Source organism: Trichocoleus desertorum AS-A10 (assembly GCF_039962155.1).
Lineage (GTDB): Bacteria > Cyanobacteriota > Cyanobacteriia > FACHB-46 > FACHB-46 > Trichocoleus.
Genome location: NZ_JAMPKN010000010.1, coordinates 101,299 through 126,675 on the forward strand (window position 1 = coordinate 101,299; position 25,377 = coordinate 126,675).

Annotated in this window: 20 protein-coding genes and 1 tRNA gene; 5 read left to right on the forward strand and 16 right to left on the reverse strand. The window is 46.5% G+C overall.

Going from position 1 to position 25,377, the window contains the following annotated elements; translation table 11 throughout:
- Window positions 1–63: 63 nt before the first annotated feature.
- From tkt to acpP, 3 genes are all read right to left on the reverse strand, one after another.
- Window positions 64–2,073: a transketolase gene (gene tkt, locus NDA01_RS15125; protein WP_348228577.1), complete on the reverse strand. Its 2,010-nt coding sequence runs from the start codon at window positions 2,071–2,073 to the stop codon at window positions 64–66.
- Between the two features lie 213 nt (window positions 2,074–2,286).
- Window positions 2,287–3,540 carry a beta-ketoacyl-ACP synthase II gene (gene fabF, locus NDA01_RS15130; protein ID WP_348228578.1) on the reverse strand — a complete coding sequence of 418 codons (1,254 nt, stop codon included), beginning with the start codon at window positions 3,538–3,540 and terminating at the stop codon, window positions 2,287–2,289.
- A 110-nt stretch (window positions 3,541–3,650) separates the two neighbouring features.
- Window positions 3,651–3,896: an acyl carrier protein gene (gene acpP / locus NDA01_RS15135; RefSeq protein WP_190432479.1), complete on the reverse strand. Its 246-nt coding sequence runs from the start codon at window positions 3,894–3,896 to the stop codon at window positions 3,651–3,653.
- A gap of 388 nt (window positions 3,897–4,284) precedes the next feature.
- On the opposite strand from acpP, the gene NDA01_RS15140 reads away from it, so the two are divergent.
- From NDA01_RS15140 to NDA01_RS15160, 5 genes are all read left to right on the forward strand, one after another.
- Complete coding sequence (locus tag NDA01_RS15140; RefSeq protein ID WP_190432477.1) at window positions 4,285–5,190, forward strand: CoB--CoM heterodisulfide reductase iron-sulfur subunit B family protein; 906 nt, start codon at window positions 4,285–4,287, stop codon at window positions 5,188–5,190.
- A 305-nt stretch (window positions 5,191–5,495) separates the two neighbouring features.
- Window positions 5,496–5,744, forward strand: coding sequence for a photosystem I iron-sulfur center protein PsaC (gene psaC / locus NDA01_RS15145; RefSeq protein WP_190432475.1), 249 nt, complete (start codon window positions 5,496–5,498; stop codon window positions 5,742–5,744).
- A gap of 319 nt (window positions 5,745–6,063) precedes the next feature.
- Entirely contained in the window at window positions 6,064–7,974 is a 1,911-nt protein-coding gene (gene glmS, locus NDA01_RS15150) for a glutamine--fructose-6-phosphate transaminase (isomerizing) (protein WP_348228579.1), read from the forward strand.
- Between the two features lie 73 nt (window positions 7,975–8,047).
- Window positions 8,048–9,307, forward strand: a complete 1,260-nt coding sequence (locus NDA01_RS15155; RefSeq protein WP_348228580.1) for an FtsX-like permease family protein — start codon at window positions 8,048–8,050, stop codon at window positions 9,305–9,307.
- 182 nt (window positions 9,308–9,489) lie between these two features.
- Window positions 9,490–10,263 carry an ABC transporter ATP-binding protein gene (locus tag NDA01_RS15160; protein ID WP_348228581.1) on the forward strand — a complete coding sequence of 258 codons (774 nt, stop codon included), beginning with the start codon at window positions 9,490–9,492 and terminating at the stop codon, window positions 10,261–10,263.
- Window positions 10,264–10,593: 330 nt separating this feature from the next.
- Here NDA01_RS15160 and NDA01_RS15165 read toward each other — a convergent pair whose 3' ends face one another.
- From NDA01_RS15165 to NDA01_RS15225, 13 genes are all read right to left on the reverse strand, one after another.
- Complete coding sequence (locus NDA01_RS15165; protein ID WP_348228582.1) at window positions 10,594–11,565, reverse strand: NAD-dependent epimerase/dehydratase family protein; 972 nt, start codon at window positions 11,563–11,565, stop codon at window positions 10,594–10,596.
- Complete coding sequence (locus tag NDA01_RS15170; protein WP_348228583.1) at window positions 11,562–12,713, reverse strand: hypothetical protein; 1,152 nt, start codon at window positions 12,711–12,713, stop codon at window positions 11,562–11,564. The genes NDA01_RS15165 and NDA01_RS15170 overlap by 4 nt, the downstream gene beginning before the upstream one ends.
- A gap of 73 nt (window positions 12,714–12,786) precedes the next feature.
- Entirely contained in the window at window positions 12,787–14,067 is a 1,281-nt protein-coding gene (locus NDA01_RS15175) for an aminotransferase class I/II-fold pyridoxal phosphate-dependent enzyme (RefSeq protein WP_348228584.1), read from the reverse strand.
- Window positions 14,068–14,296: 229 nt separating this feature from the next.
- Entirely contained in the window at window positions 14,297–15,451 is a 1,155-nt protein-coding gene (locus NDA01_RS15180; protein WP_348228585.1) for an aromatic ring-hydroxylating dioxygenase subunit alpha, read from the reverse strand.
- Window positions 15,452–15,704: 253 nt separating this feature from the next.
- A complete protein-coding gene (locus NDA01_RS15185; protein WP_348228586.1) occupies window positions 15,705–16,649 on the reverse strand; it encodes a DUF1350 family protein in 945 nt (314 codons plus the stop codon).
- Window positions 16,650–16,837: 188 nt separating this feature from the next.
- On the reverse strand, window positions 16,838–17,467 hold the full coding sequence (locus tag NDA01_RS15190) for a hypothetical protein (protein ID WP_348228587.1): 630 nt from the start codon (window positions 17,465–17,467) through the stop codon (window positions 16,838–16,840).
- 399 nt (window positions 17,468–17,866) lie between these two features.
- Window positions 17,867–18,178, reverse strand: coding sequence for a Uma2 family endonuclease (locus tag NDA01_RS15195; RefSeq protein ID WP_348228588.1), 312 nt, complete (start codon window positions 18,176–18,178; stop codon window positions 17,867–17,869).
- 64 nt (window positions 18,179–18,242) lie between these two features.
- Window positions 18,243–18,314, reverse strand: a tRNA-Val gene (locus tag NDA01_RS15200).
- A 725-nt stretch (window positions 18,315–19,039) separates the two neighbouring features.
- Window positions 19,040–20,164, reverse strand: coding sequence for a hypothetical protein (locus tag NDA01_RS15205; protein ID WP_348228589.1), 1,125 nt, complete (start codon window positions 20,162–20,164; stop codon window positions 19,040–19,042).
- Window positions 20,165–20,173: 9 nt separating this feature from the next.
- Window positions 20,174–21,766, reverse strand: coding sequence for an AAA family ATPase (locus NDA01_RS15210; RefSeq protein ID WP_348228590.1), 1,593 nt, complete (start codon window positions 21,764–21,766; stop codon window positions 20,174–20,176).
- Window positions 21,767–21,798: 32 nt separating this feature from the next.
- Window positions 21,799–22,419, reverse strand: coding sequence for a class I SAM-dependent methyltransferase (locus NDA01_RS15215; protein ID WP_348228591.1), 621 nt, complete (start codon window positions 22,417–22,419; stop codon window positions 21,799–21,801).
- Window positions 22,403–23,428: an HNH endonuclease family protein gene (locus tag NDA01_RS15220; RefSeq protein ID WP_348228592.1), complete on the reverse strand. Its 1,026-nt coding sequence runs from the start codon at window positions 23,426–23,428 to the stop codon at window positions 22,403–22,405. The genes NDA01_RS15215 and NDA01_RS15220 overlap by 17 nt, the downstream gene beginning before the upstream one ends.
- A 307-nt stretch (window positions 23,429–23,735) precedes the next feature.
- Entirely contained in the window at window positions 23,736–25,136 is a 1,401-nt protein-coding gene (locus tag NDA01_RS15225; RefSeq protein ID WP_348228593.1) for a DNA primase family protein, read from the reverse strand.
- Window positions 25,137–25,377 lie beyond the last annotated feature (241 nt).

Sequence of the window (25,377 nt, forward strand, 5' to 3'; positions counted from 1 at the left end):
AAATGACTCCCTATTTCTAGAGAGTCAATAAGTTCAATTTAAGTTAGTCAAACTGATACCAACTTAACCCAAAAGTGCTTTTGCTCTGGTCACTACGTTGTCCACAGTGTAGCCAAACTTCTCTAGCGCTACGTTACCGGGAGCCGACACACCAAAGCGCTCAACGCTGATCATGTCGCCATCGCTGCCGATGTAGCGGCACCAGCCGAAGCTGGAGGCTGCTTCTACAGCTAAGCGCTTGGTCACGGCTTTAGGTAGCACTGACTCGCGATATGCTGCATCTTGCTCATCAAACAATTCCCAGCAAGGCATGGAGACGACGCGGACGTTCTTGCCTTCTGCCCGGAGTTGCTCAGCGGCCTTGACACAAAGTTGCACTTCACTACCCGTAGCCAGCAAGATCAGGTCAGGGGTACCTTCGCCGCCAGACAGGATGTATGCACCCTTCGACACACCTTCAATGGAGGAGCCATCTAACTGAGGTAGGGCTTGGCGCGACAGAGCCATCAGGGTAGGACGCTTACGCTCTTCTACCGCAACTTTGTAAGCTCCAGAGGTTTCGTTACCATCTGCGGGACGCATAACCAACAGGTTAGGAATCGCCCGTAGAGATGCGATCGTTTCAATCGGCTGGTGAGTAGGACCGTCTTCACCCAAGGCGATCGAGTCGTGGGTCATAACGTAAATTACGCCCGCTTGAGACAGTGCGGAGAGACGAATCGCTGCCCGCATGTAGTCTGCGAAGACCAAGAAGGTGGCGCAGTAAGGAATCAAGCCAGAGTTGTGCAGGGCAATCCCATTACAGATTGCGCCCATACCATGCTCACGCACGCCAAAGCGCAGGTTGCGATTTTCGTAAGCGCCTTTCTGGAAGTCACCCGACACTTTGATGTAGGTGAGGTTGGAGTGGGTCAGGTCAGCGGAGCCACCAATCAACTCAGGCAGAGCAGGAGCGATCGCATTCAGAGTTTTCTCAGAAGTTTGGCGAGTCGCGATCGCTTTGTCTTCGGGAGTGTAAACAGGTAGAGACTTCTCCCAACCTTCGGGCAGTTTGTTGCTAATAAAGCGCTCAAATTCTGCAGCTTCGCTAGCGTACTTGCTTCTGTATTGAGCTAGAACTTGATTCCACTCATCTTCGAGTTGGGCACCGCGCTCTACAGCTTTGCGCCAGTGGTTCAGAGAATCTTGAGGTACTTCAAAGGGTTCGTAGTTCCAACCCAAGTTCTCACGGGTCAACTTGATTTCATCGCCACCTAGCGCCGCACCGTGAACGCCAGCGGTGTTAGCTTTGTTGGGGGAGCCGTAGCCAATGGTGGTGGTGACTTTGATGAAGGAAGGCTTATCGGTGACCTTCTTCGCTTCTTCAATGGCCTTGGCGATGCCATCAAGGTCGGTGTTGCCATCAGCTACGTGCAGCACATGCCAACCGTAAGCCTCAAAGCGCTTCGAGACATCTTCAGTAAAGGAAACGTCCGTAGAACCGTCGATAGAGATATGGTTATCGTCGTAGAGGGCAATCAACTTACCGAGACCGAGGTGTCCTGCCAAGGAGCAAGCTTCGCCGGAAATTCCTTCCATGTTGCAACCATCACCCAGGATGACATAGGTGTAGTGGTCAACCAGGGTGGCATCAGGCTTGTTGAACTTACCTGCTAGATGAGCTTCGGCCATCGCCAAGCCCACACCATTACAAATCCCCTGGCCCAGAGGACCCGTGGTAACTTCGACACCAGGAGTCATGAAGTTTTCGGGGTGACCTGGAGTCTTGGAGTCCAACTGACGGAATTGCTTAATGTCATCCAGCGTCACGCTGTCGTACCCAGCCAAATGGAGTAGGGCGTATTGCAGCATGGAACCGTGACCTGCCGACAACACAAAGCGATCGCGGTTGAACCAGTAAGGATTTTTGGGATTGAACCGCATAAAGCGATCCCAGAGCACGTATGCCATCGGAGCAGCGCCCATCGGCAACCCTGGGTGACCAGATTTTGCCTTTTCTACAGCGTCAATCGCTAGAAAGCGGATGGAATTAATACAAAGCTCGTCGAGTGATTGTTGGGTTGCGACAGCCATAATCTCTATCTAGTTGAACTACGAGTTAGCACTGGACTGGGTGAGCGATCGTGACGTTGCTCCGGGTCACCCTAAGCTTATATACCTACTGAATTACCAATTATGGTAGCTGATAATGGCATTGGATAGGTAATAACTACTAACGCAGAAACCCAGGCGTTTATAGACCTGAGTTACCCCGCGATCCCAAAGACTGGGTTAAATTTTACAAGCTCAGCCAACGTACTTTCTAAATGCTACCGTAACGTTGTGACCACCAAACCCAAATGAGTTGGATAAAGCTACATCAACTTTATGGGATCGGCTGTGATTTGGTACATAGTCCAGGTCACATGCAGGGTCAGGATTTTCCAAATTAATGGTTGGCGGCAGTTGGTCGTGAGCCACAGCCAGAGCGGTTGCCACGCCTTCAATCCCACCGGAGCCACCCAGTAAGTGCCCCGTCATCGACTTAGTGGAGCTGACCGCCACTTTGTAGGCATGTTCGCCCAAAGCAGTCTTAATCGCTGCCGTTTCATTGGGGTCGTTCATGGGAGTGCTAGTGCCATGAGCATTGATATAGCTCACTTGATCCGGCGTAATCCCAGCATCCTTCATCGCCAGTTGAATTGCTCTAGCTGCCCCTTCGCCACCCGGAACCGGAGAAGTCATGTGGTAGGCATCACAGGTCATGCCATAACCAATCATTTCGGCGTAGATACGAGCGCCACGGCTGAGGGCATGCTCTAGTTCTTCGAGCAACAGAATTCCTGCCCCTTCACCCATGACAAAGCCGTTGCGATCGCGATCAAACGGACGACTGGCATGAGCAGGGTCGTCATTGCGAGTAGACAGCGTCCGAGCAGAAGCAAAACCAGCAACTGACAGGGGAGTAATTGCTGCCTCCGCCCCACCGCAGATCATCGCCTGGGCATAGCCACCTTGAATCAACCGGAAAGCATCCCCGATCCCATTAGAACCCGAAGCACAAGCAGTCACCGGGCAAGAGTTAGGGCCTTTGGCACCAATGTGAATCGCGGTTAAGCCCGCCGCCATATTGGCGATCATCATCGGCACCATGAAGGGGCTACAACGATCTGGGCCTTTGGTCAGATAAACTTCCTGTTGGTCTTCCAGAACCTTGATGCCACCGACCCCGGAACCGATGATGACACCCACCTGTTCTGCGTTCAGGTCGTTGATGACAAATTGAGCATCGGCGATCGCTTGTTTACTCGCTGCCACCGCAAACTGAGCAAACCGATCCATCCGCTTCGCATCCTTACGGTCTAAGTACTGGAAGGGATCGAATGCTTTAACTTCTCCCGCAATTCGGCAGTCGTGCCGAGATGCATCAAACAGAGTGATTGGGCCAATGCCATTGCGTCCACTCACCAACCCTTCCCAATACTCTGACAAGGTGTTGCCAATGGGTGTAACCGCGCCGAGACCCGTTACAACAACGCGCTTACGGTCAGAATTTGTCATGATGTAAAATTCAAGGGCTTTCTAGCCCGGAACGCAGAATACAGGTTTCTGAGTTGGCATCTCCCCACCCCCAAGCTTGGTACGGTGCCGAGCTGCCAATGATTTAGAGTCTAAGCTGCTGCTTTGTTGCTGATGTAATCGACTGCGTTTTGCACAGTAGCGATTTCTTCTGCTGCTTCGTCGGGAATCTCAATATCAAATTCTTCTTCTAAAGCCATGACTAACTCCACCGTGTCGAGAGAGTCAGCACCGAGGTCGTTGGCAAAGCTAGCAGCTGGCTTAACTTCACTAGCTTCAACACCCAGTTGCTCGGAAACGATTTTTTGAACTTTAGCAAAGATTTCTTCTTGATTCATGACAACCCCTAGCTTCTTATTTTAGGACTTACTCAGTGGTTTCAGCTTTTGTCAGTGCGCTCTAGAAAAACTTACTCTAGAAAGGCTGTCAAATTACAGATGAATTTGCTGGAATTTGATCCCAGGCAGACATCAGCTCTGAGCATTTCCTATCTTATCTGAAAGCGCGACGGCGATCGCGTTAGATGGGCGCTTTCCCCAACTGACACATTCCGAGCCAAAACTCAACGAAAAGTTAACCTCTGTCCCCACAGTCCTCAGCCGAAAAAGCGATGATAGAAGGGTCAGTCGCGAGTTAGCTCCTCAATCCTAGGCAGATCTAGGCAGACCTAGCTAGACCTAAGTTGAAGTTTGCTGGAGCTGAACACCCACTCAGTCACGCTTAGCTATGCCATCTCCGTCTTTGAAGTACGCTTATTTTCCCGGCTGTGTGGCTCAAGGAGCCTGCCGAGAACTTTACCTCTCGACCGCAGCCTTAACTAGCGCTTTAGGAATTGAACTAGTCGAATTAAAAAAAGCTTCCTGCTGTGGTTCCGGTACGTTTAAGGAAGAATCTGCTCTCTTAGAAGACAGTGTTAATGCTCGGAATATTGCTCTAGCAGAAGAATTAAATCTACCGTTACTCACTCATTGCAGCACTTGCCAAGGAGTGATTGGTCATGTAGATGAACGGTTAAAAAAATCCCAACAAAACAATCCTGACTACATCGACCAAATCAACGGTTTACTGAAGCAAGAAGGCTGCTCACCTTACAAAGGCAGCACTGAAGTCAAGCATCTATTGTGGGCTTTGGTAGGAGACTACGGCCTAGAAGCACTGCAAGCCAAAGTGACCCGTAAGCTAGCAGGTCTGAAGTGCGCCGCCTTCTATGGCTGCTACCTCCTGCGTGCCCAAACTTCGATTCCCTTCGATGACCCCTTCCAACCAGAGTCGATGGAAAACGTGTTCCGGGCGATCGGCGCGACACCGATTTATTACCGAGGCCGCACTCAATGCTGCGGTTGGCCGCTCTCTAGTTACGCCACCGATCAGGCGTTTCAGATGGCAGGCAACCATATTCAGGACGCGATCGCCTCTGGAGCCGATTGTTTGGTCACGCCCTGCCCTTTGTGCCACCTCAACCTCGACTCTCGCCAACCAGAGGTCGAACAAGTAATTGGGCAGAAATTGGGCTTGCCTGTTTTACACCTTCCTCAACTAGTTGCCTTGGCTTTAGGAGTGGCCCCAGAAAAGTTGGGCTTAAACCATCACATTGTTTCCACTCGCTCAGTTTTGGAAAAGCTTGGTTTCTAGAGCAATAATTTCTAGCTAATTTCCTACGTTTTGTAACGAGCGTTTTACAAAAAGAAGAGATATTAACCCCTAAAAAGGTCTTTGAGAGGCTGCCAAAACCTTGCCCCATCAAGCTTTATCGCAAAATATTGCCACTATTAGGGTGTGTATTAAATTCTTTGAATTTTTGCTGCCTTTCTCAGAAGCGATCTCTGGCACTGCGGTAAACTTGGCGTTGATTCTAGAGTCTTAGTTCTAAGACTTGCTGGTCTGCTTTACCGCAGATGTTGCAAGGCATTGAACACCTAGTTTGGAGTCTTTATTCAATGTCTCATTCTGTCAAAATTTATGACACCTGCATTGGGTGTACTCAATGCGTCCGGGCTTGCCCTACTGACGTTCTAGAGATGGTTCCCTGGGACGGCTGCAAGGCTGGTCAAATTGCTTCGTCTCCTCGTACCGAGGACTGTGTGGGTTGCAAGCGGTGCGAAACTGCTTGTCCTACTGACTTCCTCAGCATTCGAGTTTATCTCTCTAATGCTGAAACAACCCGGAGTATGGGTTTGGCCTACTAGAAACTGACATTAAACGCATCATTTTTTTATCCTGCGTTTATCGATATACTTGGGTTCAAAAAACAGGGGAGGTGTTCAGCCTCCCTATTTTTTTGGTAACTTTACGTGCCTAGACGAGCTATCTATCCCGTTTGCAGCCCAATCAAGGCGTAGATCACTTTTTGGTTTCAGTACTTGATGAAGCACTGTTGATCGTTAAAGACTGTTATATTCGCGTTTTATCTGTCTCAAGAGGCGATCGCGCGATCGCACTACAGCCAGAGCGCTGAAAGGCAGATGGCACCTAAACCGTAATCGCTTGGCAGGAGTTGTGGGTTAAATGTGCGGAATTGTTGGCTATATCGGTACCCAAGCAGCAAGTGACATTTTGTTAGCAGGGTTACAGAAACTGGAGTATCGCGGCTACGATTCTGCAGGGATCGCAACCGTCTTGGAAGGCGAGATCCACTGCGTCCGCGCCAAGGGCAAGCTACACAACCTTCAAGAAAAACTCGAAGGCATTGAGAACCCAGCCCAGCTTGGCATCGGCCACACCCGTTGGGCCACTCATGGCAAGCCAGAAGAGTACAATGCTCACCCGCACATGGATACAGCTCATCGCCTAGCGGTGGTGCAAAACGGCATTATTGAGAATTATCGGGAATTGCGAGAAGGATTAATTGCTAGAGGCCATACCTTCCGCTCTGAAACTGATACAGAAGTAATCCCGCATCTGATCGCTGAACTGCTTGAGAAGCTCAAAGCTGAGCCTAGTTCGATGCCTGCGTTGGCCCAGCATTCGCCTTTACTAGAGGCTGTGCGCCAAGCAGTCAACCACTTAGAAGGAGCCTTTGCGATCGCGGTAATTAGCGCTGACTTCCCCGATGAACTGATTGTGGCGCGGCAACAAGCCCCCCTATCCATCGGTTTCGGTCAAGGGGAATTCTTCTGCGCTTCCGATACACCCGCTTTAGTTCCCCACACCCGCGCCGTCTTGACTCTGGACAATGGCGAACTGGCACGTTTAACGCCCTTGGGAGTTGAGGTGTATAGCTTTGGGGGCGATCGCTTGCGGAAAACCCCTCGCACTCTCAACTGGAACCCTGTCATGGTAGAAAAGCAGGGCTTCAAACACTTCATGCTCAAGGAAATCTACGAGCAACCAGGAGTGGTGCGGGCTTGCCTGGAAGCCTACTTAGACACCAGTTGGAGCCCTGAATCTGCCACGTCACCCATTAAGCTCAACCTGTCCCCGGAACTCTATAGCGATTTGAAACAGGTGCAAATTGTCGCTTGTGGCACCAGTTGGCACGCCAGCTTAGTAGGTAAATACTTGATCGAGCAGTTGGCTGGCATCCCAACAATGGTGCAGTATGCCTCCGAGTTCCGCTATGCTCCTTCGCCTCTGACCCCCAACACCCTCACCATTGGCGTGACTCAGTCGGGCGAAACAGCAGATACCTTAGCCGCCTTGGAGATGGAAAAGCAGCGACGGGCTGGGCAATCCCCTCGGTTTGAGGCACGCTTGCTCGGTATCACCAACCGTCCCGAAAGCTCTTTGGGCCACATGGTGCCTCAGGTAATCGATACCCATGCTGGGATCGAAATTGGGGTCGCTGCCACAAAAACCTTTGTGGCGCAGTTAATGGCGTTCTACGCTCTGGCTTTAGATTTGGCGTATCACCAACAAACCCTATCGCCCGCTCGTCTAGAGCAAATCTTGTTAGGGCTACGGCAACTTCCGGCGCAAATCGAGCTAATTCTGGAAAGCCAAGAGCGTTACATCGAAGAATTGGCCCACGACTTTGCAGAAACTCAAGACTTTATTTTCTTAGGACGGGGGATCAACTTCCCGATCGCCCTAGAGGGAGCTTTGAAACTTAAGGAAATCAGCTACATTCACGCTGAGGGTTATCCTGCTGGGGAAATGAAGCATGGACCGATCGCACTACTAGATGCCAAAGTGCCTGTCGTCGCGATCGCCACACCAGGTTTGGTTTACGAAAAAGTGCTCTCCAATGCTCAAGAAGCGAAAGCCAGAGATGCCCGCCTCATCGGTGTGACTCCCTTAGAGGCCAGCGAATCTGCCGAAATTTTCGATGACTTGCTGCCTGTGCCAGTTGTGGAAGAGTTACTCTCGCCGATTTTGGCTGTAATTCCGCTACAGTTGCTGGCCTATCACATTGCGGCCCGTCGCGGCTTAGACGTAGACCAACCTAGAAACCTCGCTAAATCTGTGACGGTCGAGTAAGTGGTTGCTTGAGCAGAAGTTTGCCCTGCCATCTTTTAGGCTGATAATAAGGCACTCAACTGTTACTTCCTTCATGGCTTCCATCGCCCGCAAAAACTTGTTTGAGGATATTCCTCGATTCCTGGTGGCTCAGGCTGGCATCATGTTTGCAGTCAGCCTTGTCACCATTCAGACTGGAATTCTCAGAGGGTTTACTCGTTCTACCACCCTCTTAATTGACCAATCTCAGGCTGATATTTGGGTTGCTTCCAAGGACATGGTGCAGATTGAGCTGACGCTACCCCTGGCAGTGGATCAGCTTAGGGTCGCGCAACAAGTACCAGGCGTAGGGCGAGCGGAAGCCTTGATCTTTAGGCCAGGCATTTGGCGTAACTCTCAAGACGAGATTGCGCCAGTCCGAGTCGTCGGCTTTGATCCTCAAGGACAGTTATTTTCTCCCCAAAACATCACCCAAGGCAGCCTCAGTGCCCTCAAGCAGCCTTTTTCGGTGATGGTGGATGAAACCAATGCAGATTCTCTGAATCTCAAAACCCTTAATGCTCAAGGCGCGATCGGCTCGCTTCCGGCTCGACTCGTTGGTCTCACTCGCGGCACTCAGTCAATGGTGTCTAGTAGCTTCCTATTTACCTCTTTAGAAAATGCCAATGCCTATATAAACTCCCCCATCCGTTCTAACCTGCAATGCCGATCACAGACTGGCTCCGAGGAGGTGCAATGCACCAACACCTATGAAACAGCGCCTGCTGACACTGGCTCGGTCAATCCTGCGCCTGCGGCCCCCCGTCGCCTGAATTTAGGCGACCCCATCACTTATATTTTGATTCGGGCTCAACCCAACCAAGATCTAGCAATTCTCAAAAAACGGTTAGAAGCGACTCTGCCCAATACCCATGCCTATACACGAGCCGAAATGATTGCCAAAACCCGTAATTATTGGCAAAAACGTACGGGCATTGGCTTTGTCCTCGGGCTAGGAGCTGCTGTTGGCATCATTGTGGGGATCGTGATTGTGGGCCAAATTCTGTACTCCTCTGTCTCGGATCACCTACGAGAGTTCGGAACTCTCAAAGCGATGGGCGCGTCAGATTGGGTAATCTACAGCGTGATTGTCGAGCAAGCCTTATGGATGGCCGTTTTGGGTTACCTGCCTAGCTTAGCCCTGTGTCTTGGAGTCGGCACATGGACATCGGCAACTCAGGGGATTCTGATTTTAATTACACCCGCAACAGCCTTGGGAGTTTTCGGCATCACGGTAGTGATGTGTGTCAGCTCTGCCCTGTTCGCGATTCAGAAGGTGACTCGGGTTGACCCCGCCATCGTGTTTAAGGCATAACCTTAAACTTCCCGAGGGGAATACGGAGAACTTAGAGAACCTGGATACACTAGATAGTATGGCTCTACAGCGATGAAATCTGGATTCGGCGTTTAAGCACCTGAATCTACCAGTGCATCGTTGTCCAAAGTTCGCACTCCACTCCTTTCCATTTAACCAATGTTGATTAGAAACCTAAGCGGATGACTGCTTCTCAAATTCGTTTCGCTGAATATGCCCAGCTTCAGAGTCAGGTTGCTTCTACCGCAATAGGCTCTACCCAAATTAAAACCAATGCCATTGCTGCCCGTGGGGTGGAAATGGTATTCCAATCCGGTGCTGAACGCTTCTATGCCCTGAAAGATATTGATCTCGATATCCAGAGAGGGGACATTTATTTGCTGATGGGTCCTTCTGGATCTGGAAAAACTACGCTGCTCTCTATCCTAGCGGGGATCTTAACACCTAGCCGCGGCAGTGTTCACTTGTTAGGGCAAGAAATTACAAGAATGTCTCGCACCCAACTATCCCAGTTCCGCTTGGAAAATATTGGTTTTATTTTTCAAGGATTTAATCTGTTTCCCGCCCTGACTGCTCTTGAGAATGTGGAATTAGCACTTAAGGTCAAAGGTCTTCGAGGACGCAATAACCGTCGCCAGCAGGCTCAAAGCTTGCTAGAACAGGTGGGGCTGCAAGATAAAGTAAAGTTACTGCCTCGGGAGCTATCGGGTGGCCAACAACAACGAGTGGCGATCGCACGAGCTTTAGCAGGCGACCCACCCCTAATCATGGCGGATGAACCTACTGCGGCTCTGGACTCTCGCAGTGGTCATGCGGTGATTGAGTTGCTACGAAACCTTGCCAAAGAGGGGGGTCGTACAGTGCTGATGGTGACTCATGACCCACGCATTATGGATGTGGCAGACCGAGTGGTGAACTTGGAAGATGGCATGCTCGATCAGCGATATGCTGCCTAGCCCTTCGTTGTAGTTCAAGCTATTTAAAACTAGATAGGGGCACAGAATGCTGCGCCCCTACCCGTAATTTATTCCATAAAGTTTGTCGAGAACCTAGTGCCTGTTGCTGCTCCAGTTACGGAGATAGCAGGTTGGCCTCGTCATATTTTCTGTCAACCTCTTTATTAAGTGAGGCTTGGTGTATTAAATGCCAATTGGCTGCTTTGCTATGTCTGTATTCTCCCTGGTAGGCAGGGCGATCGCATAGCGGCAATCTACCCAGTTACCCCTGGGGATCATCCCCAATAGGGTTTTACAGAAACTAGCGGTAGTTTCAAGGTGGAAGTCGTGCTAAAGCGTCTTCTGGACTGCTTGAGCGATTTCGGTCAAGGTGTCAGCAACGGAGCGGGGTTGCCAATTCAATTCGCGTCGGGCTTTAGCAGCATCGACACGCACACAGCGATCGTAGACATAGTGAACTCGCTCTCGACTTAGGGGTGGTTGCCAGGAGAACAAGCGACCAAGGGGGTCTAAGATATTCCCCACTAGCCTAACCAGAGCTTTGGGAGCCTCGGCGGGAGCAGCAATCCCAGCTTGCTGACCAACAATTTGGAACATTTCTCGTGTGGTCAAATCCCCAGCGGAAATAATGTAGTGCTCTCCGGTTGGCGCTTTCTCGGCGGCTAAGAGCATCGCCATCGCTAGGTCATCGACATGCACTACACCCGTGACGCGATCGCCCCCTGCCCAAAGCTTCAGTCCACCTTTGAGAAACTGCCGCAGTACCGGAATAAAGTGCGGATCATCTGCACCAAAAATTCCAGAGGGCATGACACTCACGACGGGTAGCCCTTGCTGGGCCATCTGGTCCACGAGTACTTGCGCGTCATATTTAGTGCGATCGTAGGCCGAAGAAAAATCTTTTTGGGTGCGTTGGAAGGTTTCATCCACCACTTGCCCTTGAGTGTCGCCAAACACACCGATGGTGCTGCAATAGACGATTTTGGTCACGCCCATTTCTTTCGCCACTTCCATGACGGCACGAGTCCCCGTCACATTCACGCGCTCCATTTCAGCCGCATTGACTAAACCTAACTCTACATAGGCAGCCGTGTGAAATACCGTGTCTACCCCTTGCATGGCGGTACGTAAGGCTTCGCGATCGCTGAGGTCGCCATACACAAGTTGCACTTGAGCGTCAGATAGGCGCGACAAATTGCTCGATTTGCGGACCAGCCCTACTACTTGGTCACCACGCTGTTCCAATAGACGAACCAGGTGAGATCCGGTAAAGCCATTTGCTCCGGTGACTAGCGCCTTCATAATGCTTTTTCGTAGATGCGGTACGTCTTATAAATCTTGCCACCTGACGCTTCAATCAGCTTGCGCGATGGAAAGTTATCTTCGTAAACCCAGGACAGTTCAGCTCGCTGATAGGGTTTCCCCTTCTGGATACCACCGCTCATGCCCAAGTAAATTAAGGCAAGAGGCACCATTTTGCGACGGTATTCAGGCAAAGAACAGATAGCAATGACTCGGCCTTGGTTAATCTGGCGACGATACCAGAGAAACTTAAGAATCCCTAGCCAATTGAGCTTGCCGCCCACCTGTTTGAGGGGAATATTGTAGTCGGGCAAGCCCATAAAGAACCCAATCATTTCGCCGTTATATTCCGCGATCGGGAATACGTCTGGATCAACTAAGCTTTGCAGCTCTTTAGCTTCTTCCAGAAATTCTTCTTGGGTGCGGGGTGTAGAACTCCAGTTGCCTGCAAAGGCGGTGGTAAATAAACGGTAGAGGCTGAGGCAATCTTGCTCAAAACCTTCCCCTTTCGTTCGCAACGGTCGGAAGGTTACCCCGGATTTGCAAGCAATACGATACGCTTTCTCGAACTCGGTCGGTAAAGGCTTGTCCAAAGGAAAGTTGTAAGCGTAGGCATCTTTAGCCTTCTGCCAACCCAACCGCTCGGCAAATTCAGGATAGTGAGCAGGGTTGTAAGGCATCATCACCATGGGTGGTGAGTCAAAGCCATCGACTAACCACAAACAACTGTTGTGAGTCGAGAGATCGATGGGGCCACGCACAGCCGTCATGCCTTGTTGACGCAACCAGTCAGAGGCGGCATCGAGCAGTGCTTGAGCGATCGCAAAATCAGCAATGCACTCAAAAAAACCAAACAACCCAATCTGCTGCCCTTCTCGCTCGATCAGGCGCTGGTTCACTGCTGCTACCACACGCCCTACCGCCTCTGGCCCTTTGGCTCCCTGAGTGACTGCGATAAACGGTTGCAGTTTACCGTATTGCAGGAAGGGATTGCTGGGTGAGAATTGCTTGGCAGTACTGCTGCGTAAAGGCGGTACCCAGTTCGGATCATTGGCATAAACTCGCGTTGGCACATCCAGAAACAGGTCTTGCTCTGCTGGAGTTGTGACCGCCCGAATCTGATACGTCGAAGCCTGAGTAGCCACCATTTTTTAACTTTTGAAACTAAAGATTTTATGGCAAGGGCAGAGTATTTTTCTACCCTCGCAGCATTTTATCGAACTAAGCACTAATGGTGGGTTTATACAGCACATTTCGAGTTGCCACTAACCCTGCCACCAATCGATCCATTTCCTCTTTGGTATGGAGGGCGTTGACAGTCACCCGCAAACGGGGCTTGGCAATAAACCAGATCGGAGAAACCCAAATGCCGTAGTTTTCTAGCAACAACCGACCAAATAGCTTCGGGTTGATTTCGGACGGCAGAATGATGGGAACAACGTTGGTTTCACCAATCGCCAGAAAATCTTGCTCAGCCAAGCGCGATCGCAAGTAAGCCGTATTTTCCTGCAACTGACGTACCCGTTCTGGCTCCCGTCGCACTATTTTGATGCTCTCTAGCGCAGCAGCGGTGAGCGGTGGGGGAAGAGAAATGGTGCCGATTGAGGTGGGTGACACATTCAGTAACGGCTTCAGCTCGGCTACGTGACTACTAATCGCTGCTCCAGCCGACGCCGCAAACTTAGAGAAGGTCGTCATGATCAGCGGCACCACACCCCGCTCGATCGCTTGCTGAGGGGTGAGATTGAAGTGCTCATAGATACCTCGCCCAGTGGCACCGATCGCACCACTGGCATGGGCTTCATCCATCATTAAGACGCTGCCTTCGTAATTCTGCATCACGTCGAGAATGTCGGGCAGGGGAGCAATATCGCCATCCATCGAGAACACTGCATCCGAGACCACCATGATGCGGTCTTCAGGTCTAGCATAACGGCGCAGTTTGGTGGCCAAATCGTTGACATCGCAGTGGCGGTAGGCACGCACTCGCACACGCGGGCTATGACCAAATAGTTTGCCAGAGCGAGTCCCCGCATTCGAGATCGCAGACACAATGCAACCGTGGTTCAGGACATCGGTGAGAATTAATGTTTCTCGTGTATGCTGAAAACCGGGCACAGGAATGGCTAGATGACAGAAAGCATCCATGAGAGCCTGCATTGCCATCCAAGCATTCAAGAAGAGTTGGGTGTGAGCCAGATGCTTAAACTCAGAGATTTCATCTTCGAGCTGCCGATGCAAATCAATGCGACCACTCAAGACGGAGCAAGAACTGTTGGAAGTGCCATATTGCAGAATGCTATCGATCGCCGCCTGTCTCACGGAATCTGCTTGAACCAACCCCAGGACATCATTAGTGCAGAAGGTTAAAGCTGTGCGGCGATCGCCTGTTTTGGCATCTTCAAGTTCAACTAAATTTCCTTGCTTGGCGTGGCAGATGTATTCATCCGGTTCAAGTTCGCTCTCATACCAGCGCTGAACATATTCTTTAATAACTTGCACAGTAAACTCCCCTCACCTTATTCCCAGATAGTCTATCGTCTCTGGCATAACAGTGTATTTTCCTAGCAAAGTACCCCTCATCCAGGTCTAATACAACACCAAATGCAAGGAATCCAGAGCGTCTGGACTACTTCATGCAACCAACTTGTTTGTGACCCAAAGTCCTGGGTAGAGGCTAGAGTACAGTTCCGGATTACATCTGTTTGAGGAACGGCTGGTATAGTTGCCTTCATCCGACTGGGCTTTCTGTAGTTAGTTCGGCTGGGCTAGAAGCCATAGCCTTAGAGAAAGAAACAAGCTTGTCTGAGTTCCCACTTTCGGGATCTGGTGATTGACTAGATTTTTGCACAAATTGCTCGTACTGCCGGACAATTAATCGTTGAACTGCAATGATGGCTGGGTTTACTTCCACATAGCGACGTTGTGGATTATCCAGGTAACGACGCTGCTCACTCTCCATCATCTCAATATCTTGATTGAGAAATTTCATGAACACGTGCTGCTCCAGCAAGGGTTGTAGCACAGGCTCCAGCGATCGCAAAAACCACTTGGGCAACTTCACACGCAGAAAGAACAAGGCAAAGGAAGCGCTTTCTGTAGGGCCCATCGGCAATCGCATCAGATAGAGGCTAGAAACGCCCTCCAACGAGCTTTGATAGTGCGGATAACGATATTCTACTGAAACGGTTTTGGTCGTCACCTGCTCAGCTTCCTCGGCTAAGCCCAAAAATTTCGCCAGCTTGCCTTTGTAAGACACCCGATAGTCGGCACAGACGCTATTCTCAGTTTCTCGCAAGCTGGTCAAGATGGGGTCGAACCAACCCTGCAAATTTTCATGTAAAAACCCATGAAATACATCCATTGAGTTTTCGTTGCAGATAGAGAAATGAGATTTAAAGTGTCCGGTGACTGGCACCATGAAAAAGTCGGGGTGATCAAACTCTCGAATCTCCGGCGGAGAACAAGTAGCTGCCAGAGCTGGATCACCGGGAAAAATCCAAATGATGTTGTACTTTTCTTGAATGGGGTAGCTGCGGGCTTGAGCACAGGGTAATTTTTGTTCAGGGGGGAAATAAGGAATTTTTACGCAGTCCCCTTGGTCATCAAACTCCCAGCCGTGATAGCGACAAGCCAAATTAGTGCCATGCACTTTACCTTTGTGCAGCGCTACACCTTTATGGGGGCAGGCATCTTCTAGGGCATGGAGCTGGCTTGTGGCATCTCGATAAACCGCGATCGCTTGCTGCCAAATCTTGACGGGCATCACCTCATTCGGCTTCAGCTTATTAGCCCAGCCGACCGCATACCAATAGTCAGGGTTGATGCCAACTTCTCGCACTGCATTCCGCACTGTCTGCCCTTTTAAGGCTGTCGTCAATTCCATTCACTGTGCCCCTCTGCCTGTACTGCCTACCCTCGGAACTTGTTGAGCTTTTGCACCCTTAGTTCATCAATCTTTCGTCCATCCCTAGGTGAGTGACTGAATCTAAAGTAGCTTGCTAACGTTCCCCGATGGATTACGCCTATTTAGAGTTATAGCCGCAAAGATCGAATTATTTGTATCTTAGATTCTGCGGCTCAATAGCGCGATCCCAAGCTTCTGTGGCTTGTATGAGTAGGCTTGCTGGCATCCGTCTTTAAGGCAGGTTCTGCTCTCGTCGCCGCAACTCGCTGAGAAACTCGATCGCCACTCTCTCTAACCAACGTTGAGCGATCGGTTCGATAAATTTGTCTAAGGGATTCAAATCAACCACATACGGCCCTACTTGCACCCCTACTGGCTCTAGATGTTTGCCAGGTAACTCCTTGCACAGTAACGACAGTGGGCGCTTCTGGAGCTGCCGAAAGAACCATAAGACATCGCTGTTTTTCTGGATTTCTTCGCTTCTGTCTTTATCTCCTAGATTTCCTGCGACCGTATCGTTTTTGAAAGAAATCAGAGCCGTCAGGTTAAACAGGCTGCTAGACGCAACGCAGCATTGAGTTTGTTCGCGAGTAGGCAGTACCCCCAACTTGAGCTTGTCTAGCCAACGAGCCACAGCCCGGATGGGAATGGCGCTTTCGGTATCGCTGATGTCAGGGGCTAGTAGCAAGGAAGGCTGACCTTTAATCGAAATCTTCTCTGGTGGCACAATCTCGGCGATCGCGCGCTCAATCCGGGCCGCTTCTTTGGCGTTGACACACTGCTGCACCACTTCTTGCCAGCGATCGCCGCTCAAAAATTCCAATAGCGCCACATACTTGCAACCCAAGCTATGTCCCACCCAAGAATATTTAGAATTTTCTTGATAAATCTTGTGTTGATAGCCGTAGCGTTGGGCCAATGCAGTTAATTCTGTACGTAACGTATTTTGCTCGGCAAATAAACTAGCAGCGATCGACCAATGCCGAAAACTAAACCGAAAAGGCAAAGCCACAATCGTATAGCCTTCCTCAAATAATTTTCTTAAGAAGTAGCGATAGAAAATAGTTGGAAAAGTTCCAAAGAAAGCGCCTCCAATAAACTGAACCACACCTTTTGGCTCAGGATGCAGTGCCACCCAACTAAAAGAAATAGGTTGAAACTTAAACTCAGCTTGCATCCAAACAACCTCTCATTTCAGAAGAAATCAAAACTCAAGCATGAAAATTTGGCCCCTTAATTAAGAGGCTTTTTAAGTAGAAGGCTACTGACTAGAAAGATGATAAAATCGGTTAGTCAGTAGCCAAATTCAAGCGTTACTCTGCTATTGACGAAATTCAGGAACTCTCAGCTGCGATCGCTCTATTTCTAGGATTCTTTGGGCTTGTCTTTAGAGTCTGCATACTCGATCGAGTTAAGAGCTTTTCCACTAGCCAGAGGCAGCGCATAAGCAATTTGATCAAAGTCCAAAGGCTTGCCAGGTTCAAGCGCATTAGGCAAGAAGGTGCCGCGAATTTCTGGGCTGAGTAGCACTTTTACAGGTGCTTTGTTCTTAGAAGGTGTGACATTAACCAGAGCGGCATAACCCCGAATTTCGAGTTGCGGATCAGGATTGCCAAGAATGCCATTAGCGAGATCTGGCAGAAGTTGCACCGAGGCAGTTTGACCCGCAGGCAAATCAAACTCACCGATATACTTTCCTACCTTCTTGTTGCCTGTATCAACACGCTTAACATCCAATTTGATATTGGGGTCAAAAGCGATGTCATAAACCAAAATGGTATTCGCTTCTAGCAGTCTGGGCTTGGGATTAGGATTCGCTTTGGTTGGCAAGCTGATGTAAAACTCAATCTGGAGCTTGAGATCTTCGGTTTCTAAGTTGGTTACTGTTAGGAAATAGCCCTGAACAACTCGACGTGCAACTTCATCTGTGACAGGGTTAGAAGGCTTGCGAGGTGCGATCGCTTTGACTAATAGTTCAAAAGTCGATACTTCCATGATTACTTCTCCTGATGTAGGCTTGATTTTTGTTTGGTCGCTTACATCAGTAACCTACAAACAGGAATTAAGTTTTTCCGCCCAAGTATTTAGAAATGTGCAAAGAATTTCTATCAGCTTCACCTATGAAAGATTCATGTATTAATTATTTTTTCAACATAGGTGAGTAATTAGATTGAATAACACCCAAATGAGTGATTTCTATTCCTTAGAAGTCTCTAATGGTGGGTGCTGAGATAAGTTGATGAGTAGCATCGCATATTTACCTGCTCGTTGAGGTTGCTGATTCAACCCTCAGTTACAATCGCGATCGCAAAGCCAAAGGTTATGCCCAAGCCAACATTTTGAGGTGTCGAGCTTGTTGAGTTGAAGTGCGATCGCCCTCTCAAACTGCAATCACTACGCTGCCAAAACCTGAGCAACCGTTAGCTTCAAAGCGGGAAACGTTGGAGACTGAATGATAGATTCATCGGTAAAGACTGCCTCATCATAACGACCTTCATTCAACTGGCAGATCGTTACCTTTGCCTCTAACGGATCAACAATCCAATATTCAGGAATTTCTAAAACACTATACTCGCTGTACTTAGCCCGATAATCTGCCGACTTGTTAGAGCTTAACTCCCCTTCGACGAGGTCATAACGGGTTCCTGTACCATCGTCATAAGCGAGATAGTCTGCAAAGCTAAACTTTTGGGTAATCGTGGTCATGGCAGTTAACCTACGGTTCCCTTACCTTTTCTGAATGACTACACAGTGGGTTTAGAGAGACTGATGGGCGATACTGGATTCGAACCAGTGACCCCTTCCGTGTGAAGGAAGTGCGCTACCGTTGCGCTAATCGCCCGCGGACTGGGTTGTCGGTCTATGCAAGTTTCTTTTATGCAAGAGGTATGCAAGTTGTATGCCTGTATACCGCACCTTGCTTAACCCATAGAGAGCTATTGTATCAGGTTTTGCCTGAAGAATTGCATAGGAGACTTATTCCTTCTTTAACTCTCAGTGACGAAGCCACAAACCTCTAGCATCATTGCTGGACTAATGACTGAACTGGATCTTAGTGCTTACCGTTACCTCTCAGTTCTCTAACTAGACTCCACACTGATCTAACGAACTTGGATGTTGCTAAGACTAACTCAAGCACATCGCCTGATTTACTAGCCATCACTATTTACTCCTCATTGTTGGCAACCATCGAAAATAATAGTGAAAACCATCTTAATAAGAGTAGTACTTACTCCATAGCAACAATGATAGCTTCTGGGTGTTGGTTTCTTTAAAGATAATGTCTAGAGGAAACTAGGTAAGTATTAAAGTTTTAGAGCCTATTTATGCACCCATCAACATTTTTTCTGGATGTCAATAGTCAAACAGTATAATGATTGCATACTGCTAATATCTATGAGTTTTACTAGAAATATACTTTAAAGATATTCAAAATAGACAAACTCAATTTTTAAGATGAAGGCGTAATTGAAGACTATTATCTATTATAAATGAGCTGAGAGTGTGATTTTAAGCACATCTTAGTCTTCTAGAGTCTTATACTGAAATTGTTTCTTTACCTGAACGCTATGATGATGCACCAATTGTAGATAGCTGAGACGAAGCGCAGCACCAAGACACTATTAAATATCCTATTTTTTCCCATTCTGGTTTCAAGTTGTCACAAACCATATCGCTTATATCTCTATTACTATATGTACTCTCAACTTTCTTTATAATGCGAGTTCCCAATCCTAAAGTGACACAACATTGACATGATGAGGGTTGGGCACAGACTTGTTGCTCTAAGCAGGTTGATGATATTTGCATATTTCCACTACTAAACTCCCTTGCAAAGTTAATCCAATATTTTCTAAATTCCGTATTAGGAGGTTCCTTTAGAATCTTTTCTAGCTTTAAGTCCTTCTTGAAATCCAGGTAAATCCTGGACTCCAAAAATTGCGAGCTTTCTAAGGTATCAAGAAACAAAAGAGCGGTTTTCTTATTAGGATCATGGCTAAAAACTTTCCTATAGATTGACGTTGGAACTAAGTTTTCAACTGCTCGAACACCAATTGCAATAGCATCACATAAAGGTTGATTCTTATCATTAATTTTAAGCACACTTGCCGCAGTATCACCTACACTAGATTTCGGCGTCTCTCTATCACTATCAAGTAGGCAAAGACAAAACCTTTCCTTTGAACCTTGTATAATATTAAAGGCTTTATCAGTATTTCGACCACCACCGCTTCTAGCATCAAACTTAATAGAAACACCACTCCAGTTATTCCACTTCAAGTAAGCATTTACTATCCGATGATAGAGCAAAATATCGTCATGGTCTTCTGCAAGAAGAATCGTTTTATCAAGGATTGAGAAATCAGTGAAATATTTAAATGAAGCTCTAATTACTTTAGATTTTTCTGTCTCTAAAACTTCTAGCGTGTCCTCAAACACAATTTCTACGGATAAATTGATTCTATTTAAATACTCTTTAGTAGTCGGCAAGTCCTCATAAAGCTTCCGATAAACGCTGCGAGCTCTCATTGAAAGCTGCTCACAGTTGACTAAAAATTTAATAACCTCTCTTTGACCAAAAACCATGTGCTTACCCAATCTTCTAGCATCAGCTATGAGATCCAAGGCATCCACAACATTCAAATTTTGATTAATTCCACTAATTAAAGATGGATCAAGTACTAGAAGCATTATGGTCTTTTAGATCATGTCAGGTTCAAAAAAGCCTAGAGGCCAATTATCCAAAAATCCTTCTTCATCATATGAAGCAGTTCTTATACTTACAGGCTCGTTTGATTTTTGCTTATCAAAAAGAACAACGTTAACATTGTCTTTATCAAAATCACCGTTTGCGATGCGATGCCCCATTCTATTAATAAGAGTTTCACTATGAGTTTCAATAATTAGTCGTAGATCAAGACTTGAGCTTTTCGCTGTGTTGATAGCTGCGATAAAAGAGTCCGCTAGAAGTGCCTGAAGCTTTGGATGTAAATGCAGTTCAGGTTGTTCTATTGCAAAAGTAATTGGATATCGTGAGCGGACCCCAGACCTATTGGGTTTTCTTCCTAACCACCATAACTGAGTCAAAATCGGAAGGATTTGAGAGAAACCGAAACCTGTATCAGCTAAATTGATTCCGGAGCTCATACCCCCTTCCTGAATTCTTAGTGAAACATGATCACCAGAAGGACGAACAGATACCGAAAAACCAAAATGCTTTTCAGTCCACGTCGCAAAATCCCTTCTTTCAGCCTCTGTTAAATTTCTAATAAACATGGCAAGGTTTTTGCCTTGAGAATCAACCTCACCAACAGCTAAGTCTTGAGAGCGATAGTAACGCTCTGCTGTAGCTCGAACTGGTCCTATATAGCTTACGTTACGTGAGAAATAAGACAAATAATCATCACAAACCAGCATTATACTTAATAAAAAATTTGCAATTATTAAATCCCTTAGGCACTTAAAGTCATCACTATCTTCACTCCATTCTTCAATTTTCTTCTTCCATGTTTTTCCACCTCTATTTGTACTCTTCATACTAGCCAGCATAGCTTTTGAAGAGCCTAGACCAAAGCCTTTGATTAAAAATCCTAGCTGTTCTTGACTTGTTTTATGGTGTACTAACTTTTGGACTATCTCTTTTAAATCATTTATATGAATTGATTTATTTCTAATATAATAACTGGAGGAATAATAAGAAGCATCTATGGTTTCATCTTCATCACCCAACCTGAATATTTGCGGTAGAAACCCGTTGGCCTGATCTGCTTTTAATCGTATACCTCGATTCAAAATATTGCTTTCATTAACTTTAAACTCAGTAACTTCTCCAGACAAATCAATTTCAATTGAAATCTTATGACCTGCGGCCAATATTTCAATTCCTTTACATATTGTAGTGTTCTTACGTTTCTCCTCTGTTGTCATTTTTAATTCAATTTCTATGTCTACATCTTCTATTAATGTTACTGCTCTATAAAATAAATAACGGTTGTGACTATGGTCATCATTAGGGGAGGATTTTGGAAGTTTGAAGTGATAACCGAAGCATATTTCTCTTGCAGAACTCTTGTTGTTTAACGCTTCATTAAAACCACCGAAATCCACAAGATCTCCATACCATAGTATTGGACCTGTAGTTCTAGTGGCTACACTTTGCTTCATTAAAGGAAAAGAGCGCAGAAAAGTACTTTTACCTGAGCTATTACTTCCTAGGAGGAAGGTAACAGGCTTTACTTTTATAAAACCTGTATTTTGCAGATTCCGTAAATTTTTAATTCTGATAGCTTCCATATTTAATTTGGCTAAGAATTACAAAGATTGATCTAGTCTTGGCTTGCTTGTTTAGCAAGTAAAACATTGAGCCATTTCTGTGGAAAATTATCTGTTTGGGAATTCGAAGTTTGCCAAATTTTTTGAATCTTTAAGTGTGAATATTGGGATAGGATAATTGCTATTAGCTCTTCACTGTAAAAACTAAAAAAACGATTGTTTATAAAATGTTCTCCATCTCCCAATTTAAAGGATAGATACCATATACCTTTTTGATTCAAGGTTTCAGAAAAATGCTGAATTAGTCCATTGATTTTATCACGAGGTATGTGTAAAAGAGATGCACAAGCCCAAATACCATCAAATTGTTTATCGAAGGCTAGCTCTTGAAACCTCATGTGAAGTGTTTTTTGCCCTGTCAACTGAGAACTGAGCTTTACCATAGCCTCAGATGCATCAATCGCAGTAACCTTATACCCTCGACACAAAAACTCTTTTGTATCGCGCCCAGAACCGCAACCAGCGTCTAAGATATGCCCACCTTTAGGAATTAATTCTAAGAACGGTTCATATATATCGCTCATGTCAATGTTAACTGTTTGCTCATAGTAACTGAGCGCATTTTTGTTGTAGTACTCTATCGTTGAGTTACTAGTATCAAAAGGCTGGTGCATACTCAAAATCTGCTTGCCATCGATGAATCAATCTACTTAGTGCTTCGTGGTCACCACTTTTCAAGAATCTAGCTCTATCAGCCTCTGCCTTGCCAGTTTGACTAATTAGTGTTTCTCGTAATGGGTGATGGCTACTGATCAAAAACTCATTTCTAGTATGTAGCCTACTTAAGTAATTTAGGTGTGGTACGCATGAAGATTTACGCAAATTACAACTTTGGCAGGCAAGTACTAAGTTCCAAACCCCATCGACAATACCAATAAATTCAAATTGCTTAAGTGTATGGGGAAAGAAGTGATCTACATGGGCTAAGTTTGGTGATCTCTCATCTACAGAAATGTCAGCGAAGCAGTAAAAGCACTTGCCTTTCTGATAACCGTTTAGCGCATTTCTACATGAAGTAACTGTTGTCCTACGATGTGAGCGGTTTTGCATAAACAGTAAACCGTCTTGCTCATCGTAAGACACCACTATAAGATTACGGGAAATATTAAGCTGCCATGCGGTTTCAACTAAGCGCCATCGAGCCTCTACTTCATGAGGCAGGTTTTGATACTGATAATGTTTAATAAGGCTAAGCAACTCATCAGTTAAAGAGATTCCCTTACGAGACTGACTCCGCTCATCTATATAGAAGCGAGTAGGGATCTCAGCCTTGTTTACGTTGTGAAACGCATCAATTACGTTATTAAAGCCAAGCTTTACCGTTGCATCAAGCATTTGCTGCTTAGACACTGTTCCTGCATTAAACTTTCGGCAAGCTTCTAAAAATTGGCTGGATGAAGAAGTAGTTTGCTTATCTGAAATCTTTAAGTGCTCAGCTAGGTGGTGAGAGTAAGGAATAGCAAGTTCCTCCAACGAAACAAACGTCTTACCTGCCTGAGCAAACTCCAATAGAGATTTAGCTAGAGCAAACTTGTACGATGCAACGTTATTCCCAAAGAGAATAATTGAACGCCAGTAATTTTCTGTCGATGGATAAGTATTCTCAAAGCTAATTCTCTGCATTTGATTTTAGATAGGCCAAATAACAGGATTAGTTTTCCCCTGACAGCTAGCAAACTTTGCCATCGAATCAAAAATGGTAGGGGTTGATTCCTACCATTCTTGATCAATGAGCACTGTGATGGCTTTTGATGATAGGTGATGCATCTTGTGATGGCTGTTTTTCCCCTGTAGCAAAGCTTTCAGCCTCTTGTGATGCTTGTGATGGGCAATTCTCTACTTTAGTACTATATAGCTCTAGCTAGATTTACTTCAGTATGAGATAACCCGTCACACCCGTCACATTCGTCACTAGAAAGGGGTTGAGCTGTCACCCTTCTGTCACAGTGCCATCACTAAACAGTTGCCTTGTAATCGGAGAGAGTTCAGAATCATCAGGCTCTCTTAGTTTTAAGTTCACAAAATGAGCACCGTTTCTATCTCTAGCTTTTTCAACTCCAGCTAACTTGAGCTGATGACGGCATAAATCCTCTAGCAATGAAGAAAATCGATTTCCTGCTACTGGATTTTTTCTCATTGAATGACAGTAGGAAACATAGTTTGAGTACAAGTATTTGGACTTGTCTAGATTCTTGTCTCCTACATAGGTTTTTGTTTCTGGCTTATGGATAACGCGGTGATCTACCCAATCTGCTATTGGATTTGTGTCGCACAGCATCTTAGCTTTCATCGCAGCTAATCTAGGCACTGAGCTTTCAGCATTTACAATCAGCTTGGTTACTTGCTCCTTTGGCATTTCTAGTACCCAGTTCAGTAAACCAGGTAGATAAGGTGCAAATTCACCAGACGGATTACCGTCTGTTAGGCTTAGCAGATCCCTGGGTGTTTCAGGTACATGGGTAAAAGGTACTGAGAGACGACGGCGTTGTAAGCCAGAAGTGTAGTCGTTACTTTGGATTGCTTCATTGGCTGCTATTAGAACCATCGCTTGTGATGCAAAGCCATCACCCTGCTGCTGATTCTTACGCTCATAACGAATAAGGTCTTGACCTGTTAAAGCTTTGAGCTTAGAAACTTGCCCACCATAACGTTCAGAATCAGTTATCAGTACTAAACGTTTACCGTATATCGCTGCCGACTCAAAGCGATTTTGCTCTAGTTGCTTAAGCTCAGTAGTAAAAGTATTTCTCCTTCCTACTAACGCTACTGCTAGCCGCGTATAAGTACTCTTGCCAGTTCCACCAGGTCCAATACACTCCAAGTACCTTTGAAGATCTACTCGACTCAGAATAATTGTGTTTAAGTAGGCACGAAGTAACTCTACTATCGATTGCTCACCATTCATGGCTTCTAATAACCATGCCTGGATAGGCTCACAAGTAGCTATCGGGTCGTATTCGTAGGGTAAACACCACGTGAAAAGATAGGTAGGCGAATGCGGCAAGAGCTGTTTTTTATCAACATCTAAAACTCCATTAAGTAGAGGAATTAGTTCTGTCTGTTCATCCCATGTCCTGATAGCTAGATACGCCTTTAAGAGGTTTAGGATACTGCTTACGTAACTAGACCCATATCTGGTGGCCGTGACTGGTTTGCTATCTAATTCAGCTTGAATCATCCTTTGAATTAATTCGTGAGGTTCAATGCTCCAAACTCCTTTATGGCTAGTGCTATAGCTATACCAAGATTGACTATTAACATTCCAAGCTAGCTGCTTATTGTATTTTTCTCGTAACTCTGTTGCAATCAAGGAAGGTTGTGGTAACACCATTTTCTTTTAGTAATCCCATTCTTTTTTTTCTGATTTACATCATTTTCAGTATGAAACTTTCTTGGCTTTTGATATTACCGAAAGCCATTATTTTGTAGCTAGCTGTTTGTGCTTATACAGCTCCCCTTTTGCAAGAAGATGCCACTATTAAACTTACTTAAATAGCTTGCTTTCCATCGCTTGGTTAAAACTAGCTAAAGTAAATCAGCAAAGACTTCAGTTAAATAAAGCAGTCTACTCT

What these genes read in the sequence shown, in the direction of transcription:
- glmS (WP_348228579.1), top strand. Translation starts at nt 6,064, where the DNA reads ATGTGCGGAATTGTTGGCTATATCGGTACCCAAGCAGCAAGTGACATT.
- NDA01_RS15180 (WP_348228585.1), bottom strand. Translation starts at nt 15,451, where the DNA reads ATGGAATTGACGACAGCCTTAAAAGGGCAGACAGTGCGGAATGCAGTG.
- NDA01_RS15140 (WP_190432477.1), top strand. Translation starts at nt 4,285, where the DNA reads ATGCCATCTCCGTCTTTGAAGTACGCTTATTTTCCCGGCTGTGTGGCT.
- psaC (WP_190432475.1), top strand. Translation starts at nt 5,496, where the DNA reads ATGTCTCATTCTGTCAAAATTTATGACACCTGCATTGGGTGTACTCAA.
- NDA01_RS15155 (WP_348228580.1), top strand. Translation starts at nt 8,048, where the DNA reads ATGGCTTCCATCGCCCGCAAAAACTTGTTTGAGGATATTCCTCGATTC.
- NDA01_RS15225 (WP_348228593.1), bottom strand. Translation starts at nt 25,136, where the DNA reads ATGGTGTTACCACAACCTTCCTTGATTGCAACAGAGTTACGAGAAAAA.
- acpP (WP_190432479.1), bottom strand. Translation starts at nt 3,896, where the DNA reads ATGAATCAAGAAGAAATCTTTGCTAAAGTTCAAAAAATCGTTTCCGAG.
- tkt (WP_348228577.1), bottom strand. Translation starts at nt 2,073, where the DNA reads ATGGCTGTCGCAACCCAACAATCACTCGACGAGCTTTGTATTAATTCC.
- NDA01_RS15160 (WP_348228581.1), top strand. Translation starts at nt 9,490, where the DNA reads ATGACTGCTTCTCAAATTCGTTTCGCTGAATATGCCCAGCTTCAGAGT.
- NDA01_RS15220 (WP_348228592.1), bottom strand. Translation starts at nt 23,428, where the DNA reads ATGCAGAGAATTAGCTTTGAGAATACTTATCCATCGACAGAAAATTAC.
- NDA01_RS15185 (WP_348228586.1), bottom strand. Translation starts at nt 16,649, where the DNA reads ATGCAAGCTGAGTTTAAGTTTCAACCTATTTCTTTTAGTTGGGTGGCA.
- NDA01_RS15210 (WP_348228590.1), bottom strand. Translation starts at nt 21,766, where the DNA reads ATGGAAGCTATCAGAATTAAAAATTTACGGAATCTGCAAAATACAGGT.
- NDA01_RS15170 (WP_348228583.1), bottom strand. Translation starts at nt 12,713, where the DNA reads ATGGTGGCTACTCAGGCTTCGACGTATCAGATTCGGGCGGTCACAACT.
- fabF (WP_348228578.1), bottom strand. Translation starts at nt 3,540, where the DNA reads ATGACAAATTCTGACCGTAAGCGCGTTGTTGTAACGGGTCTCGGCGCG.
- NDA01_RS15215 (WP_348228591.1), bottom strand. Translation starts at nt 22,419, where the DNA reads ATGCACCAGCCTTTTGATACTAGTAACTCAACGATAGAGTACTACAAC.
- NDA01_RS15205 (WP_348228589.1), bottom strand. Translation starts at nt 20,164, where the DNA reads ATGCTTCTAGTACTTGATCCATCTTTAATTAGTGGAATTAATCAAAAT.
- NDA01_RS15165 (WP_348228582.1), bottom strand. Translation starts at nt 11,565, where the DNA reads ATGAAGGCGCTAGTCACCGGAGCAAATGGCTTTACCGGATCTCACCTG.
- NDA01_RS15190 (WP_348228587.1), bottom strand. Translation starts at nt 17,467, where the DNA reads ATGGAAGTATCGACTTTTGAACTATTAGTCAAAGCGATCGCACCTCGC.
- NDA01_RS15195 (WP_348228588.1), bottom strand. Translation starts at nt 18,178, where the DNA reads ATGACCACGATTACCCAAAAGTTTAGCTTTGCAGACTATCTCGCTTAT.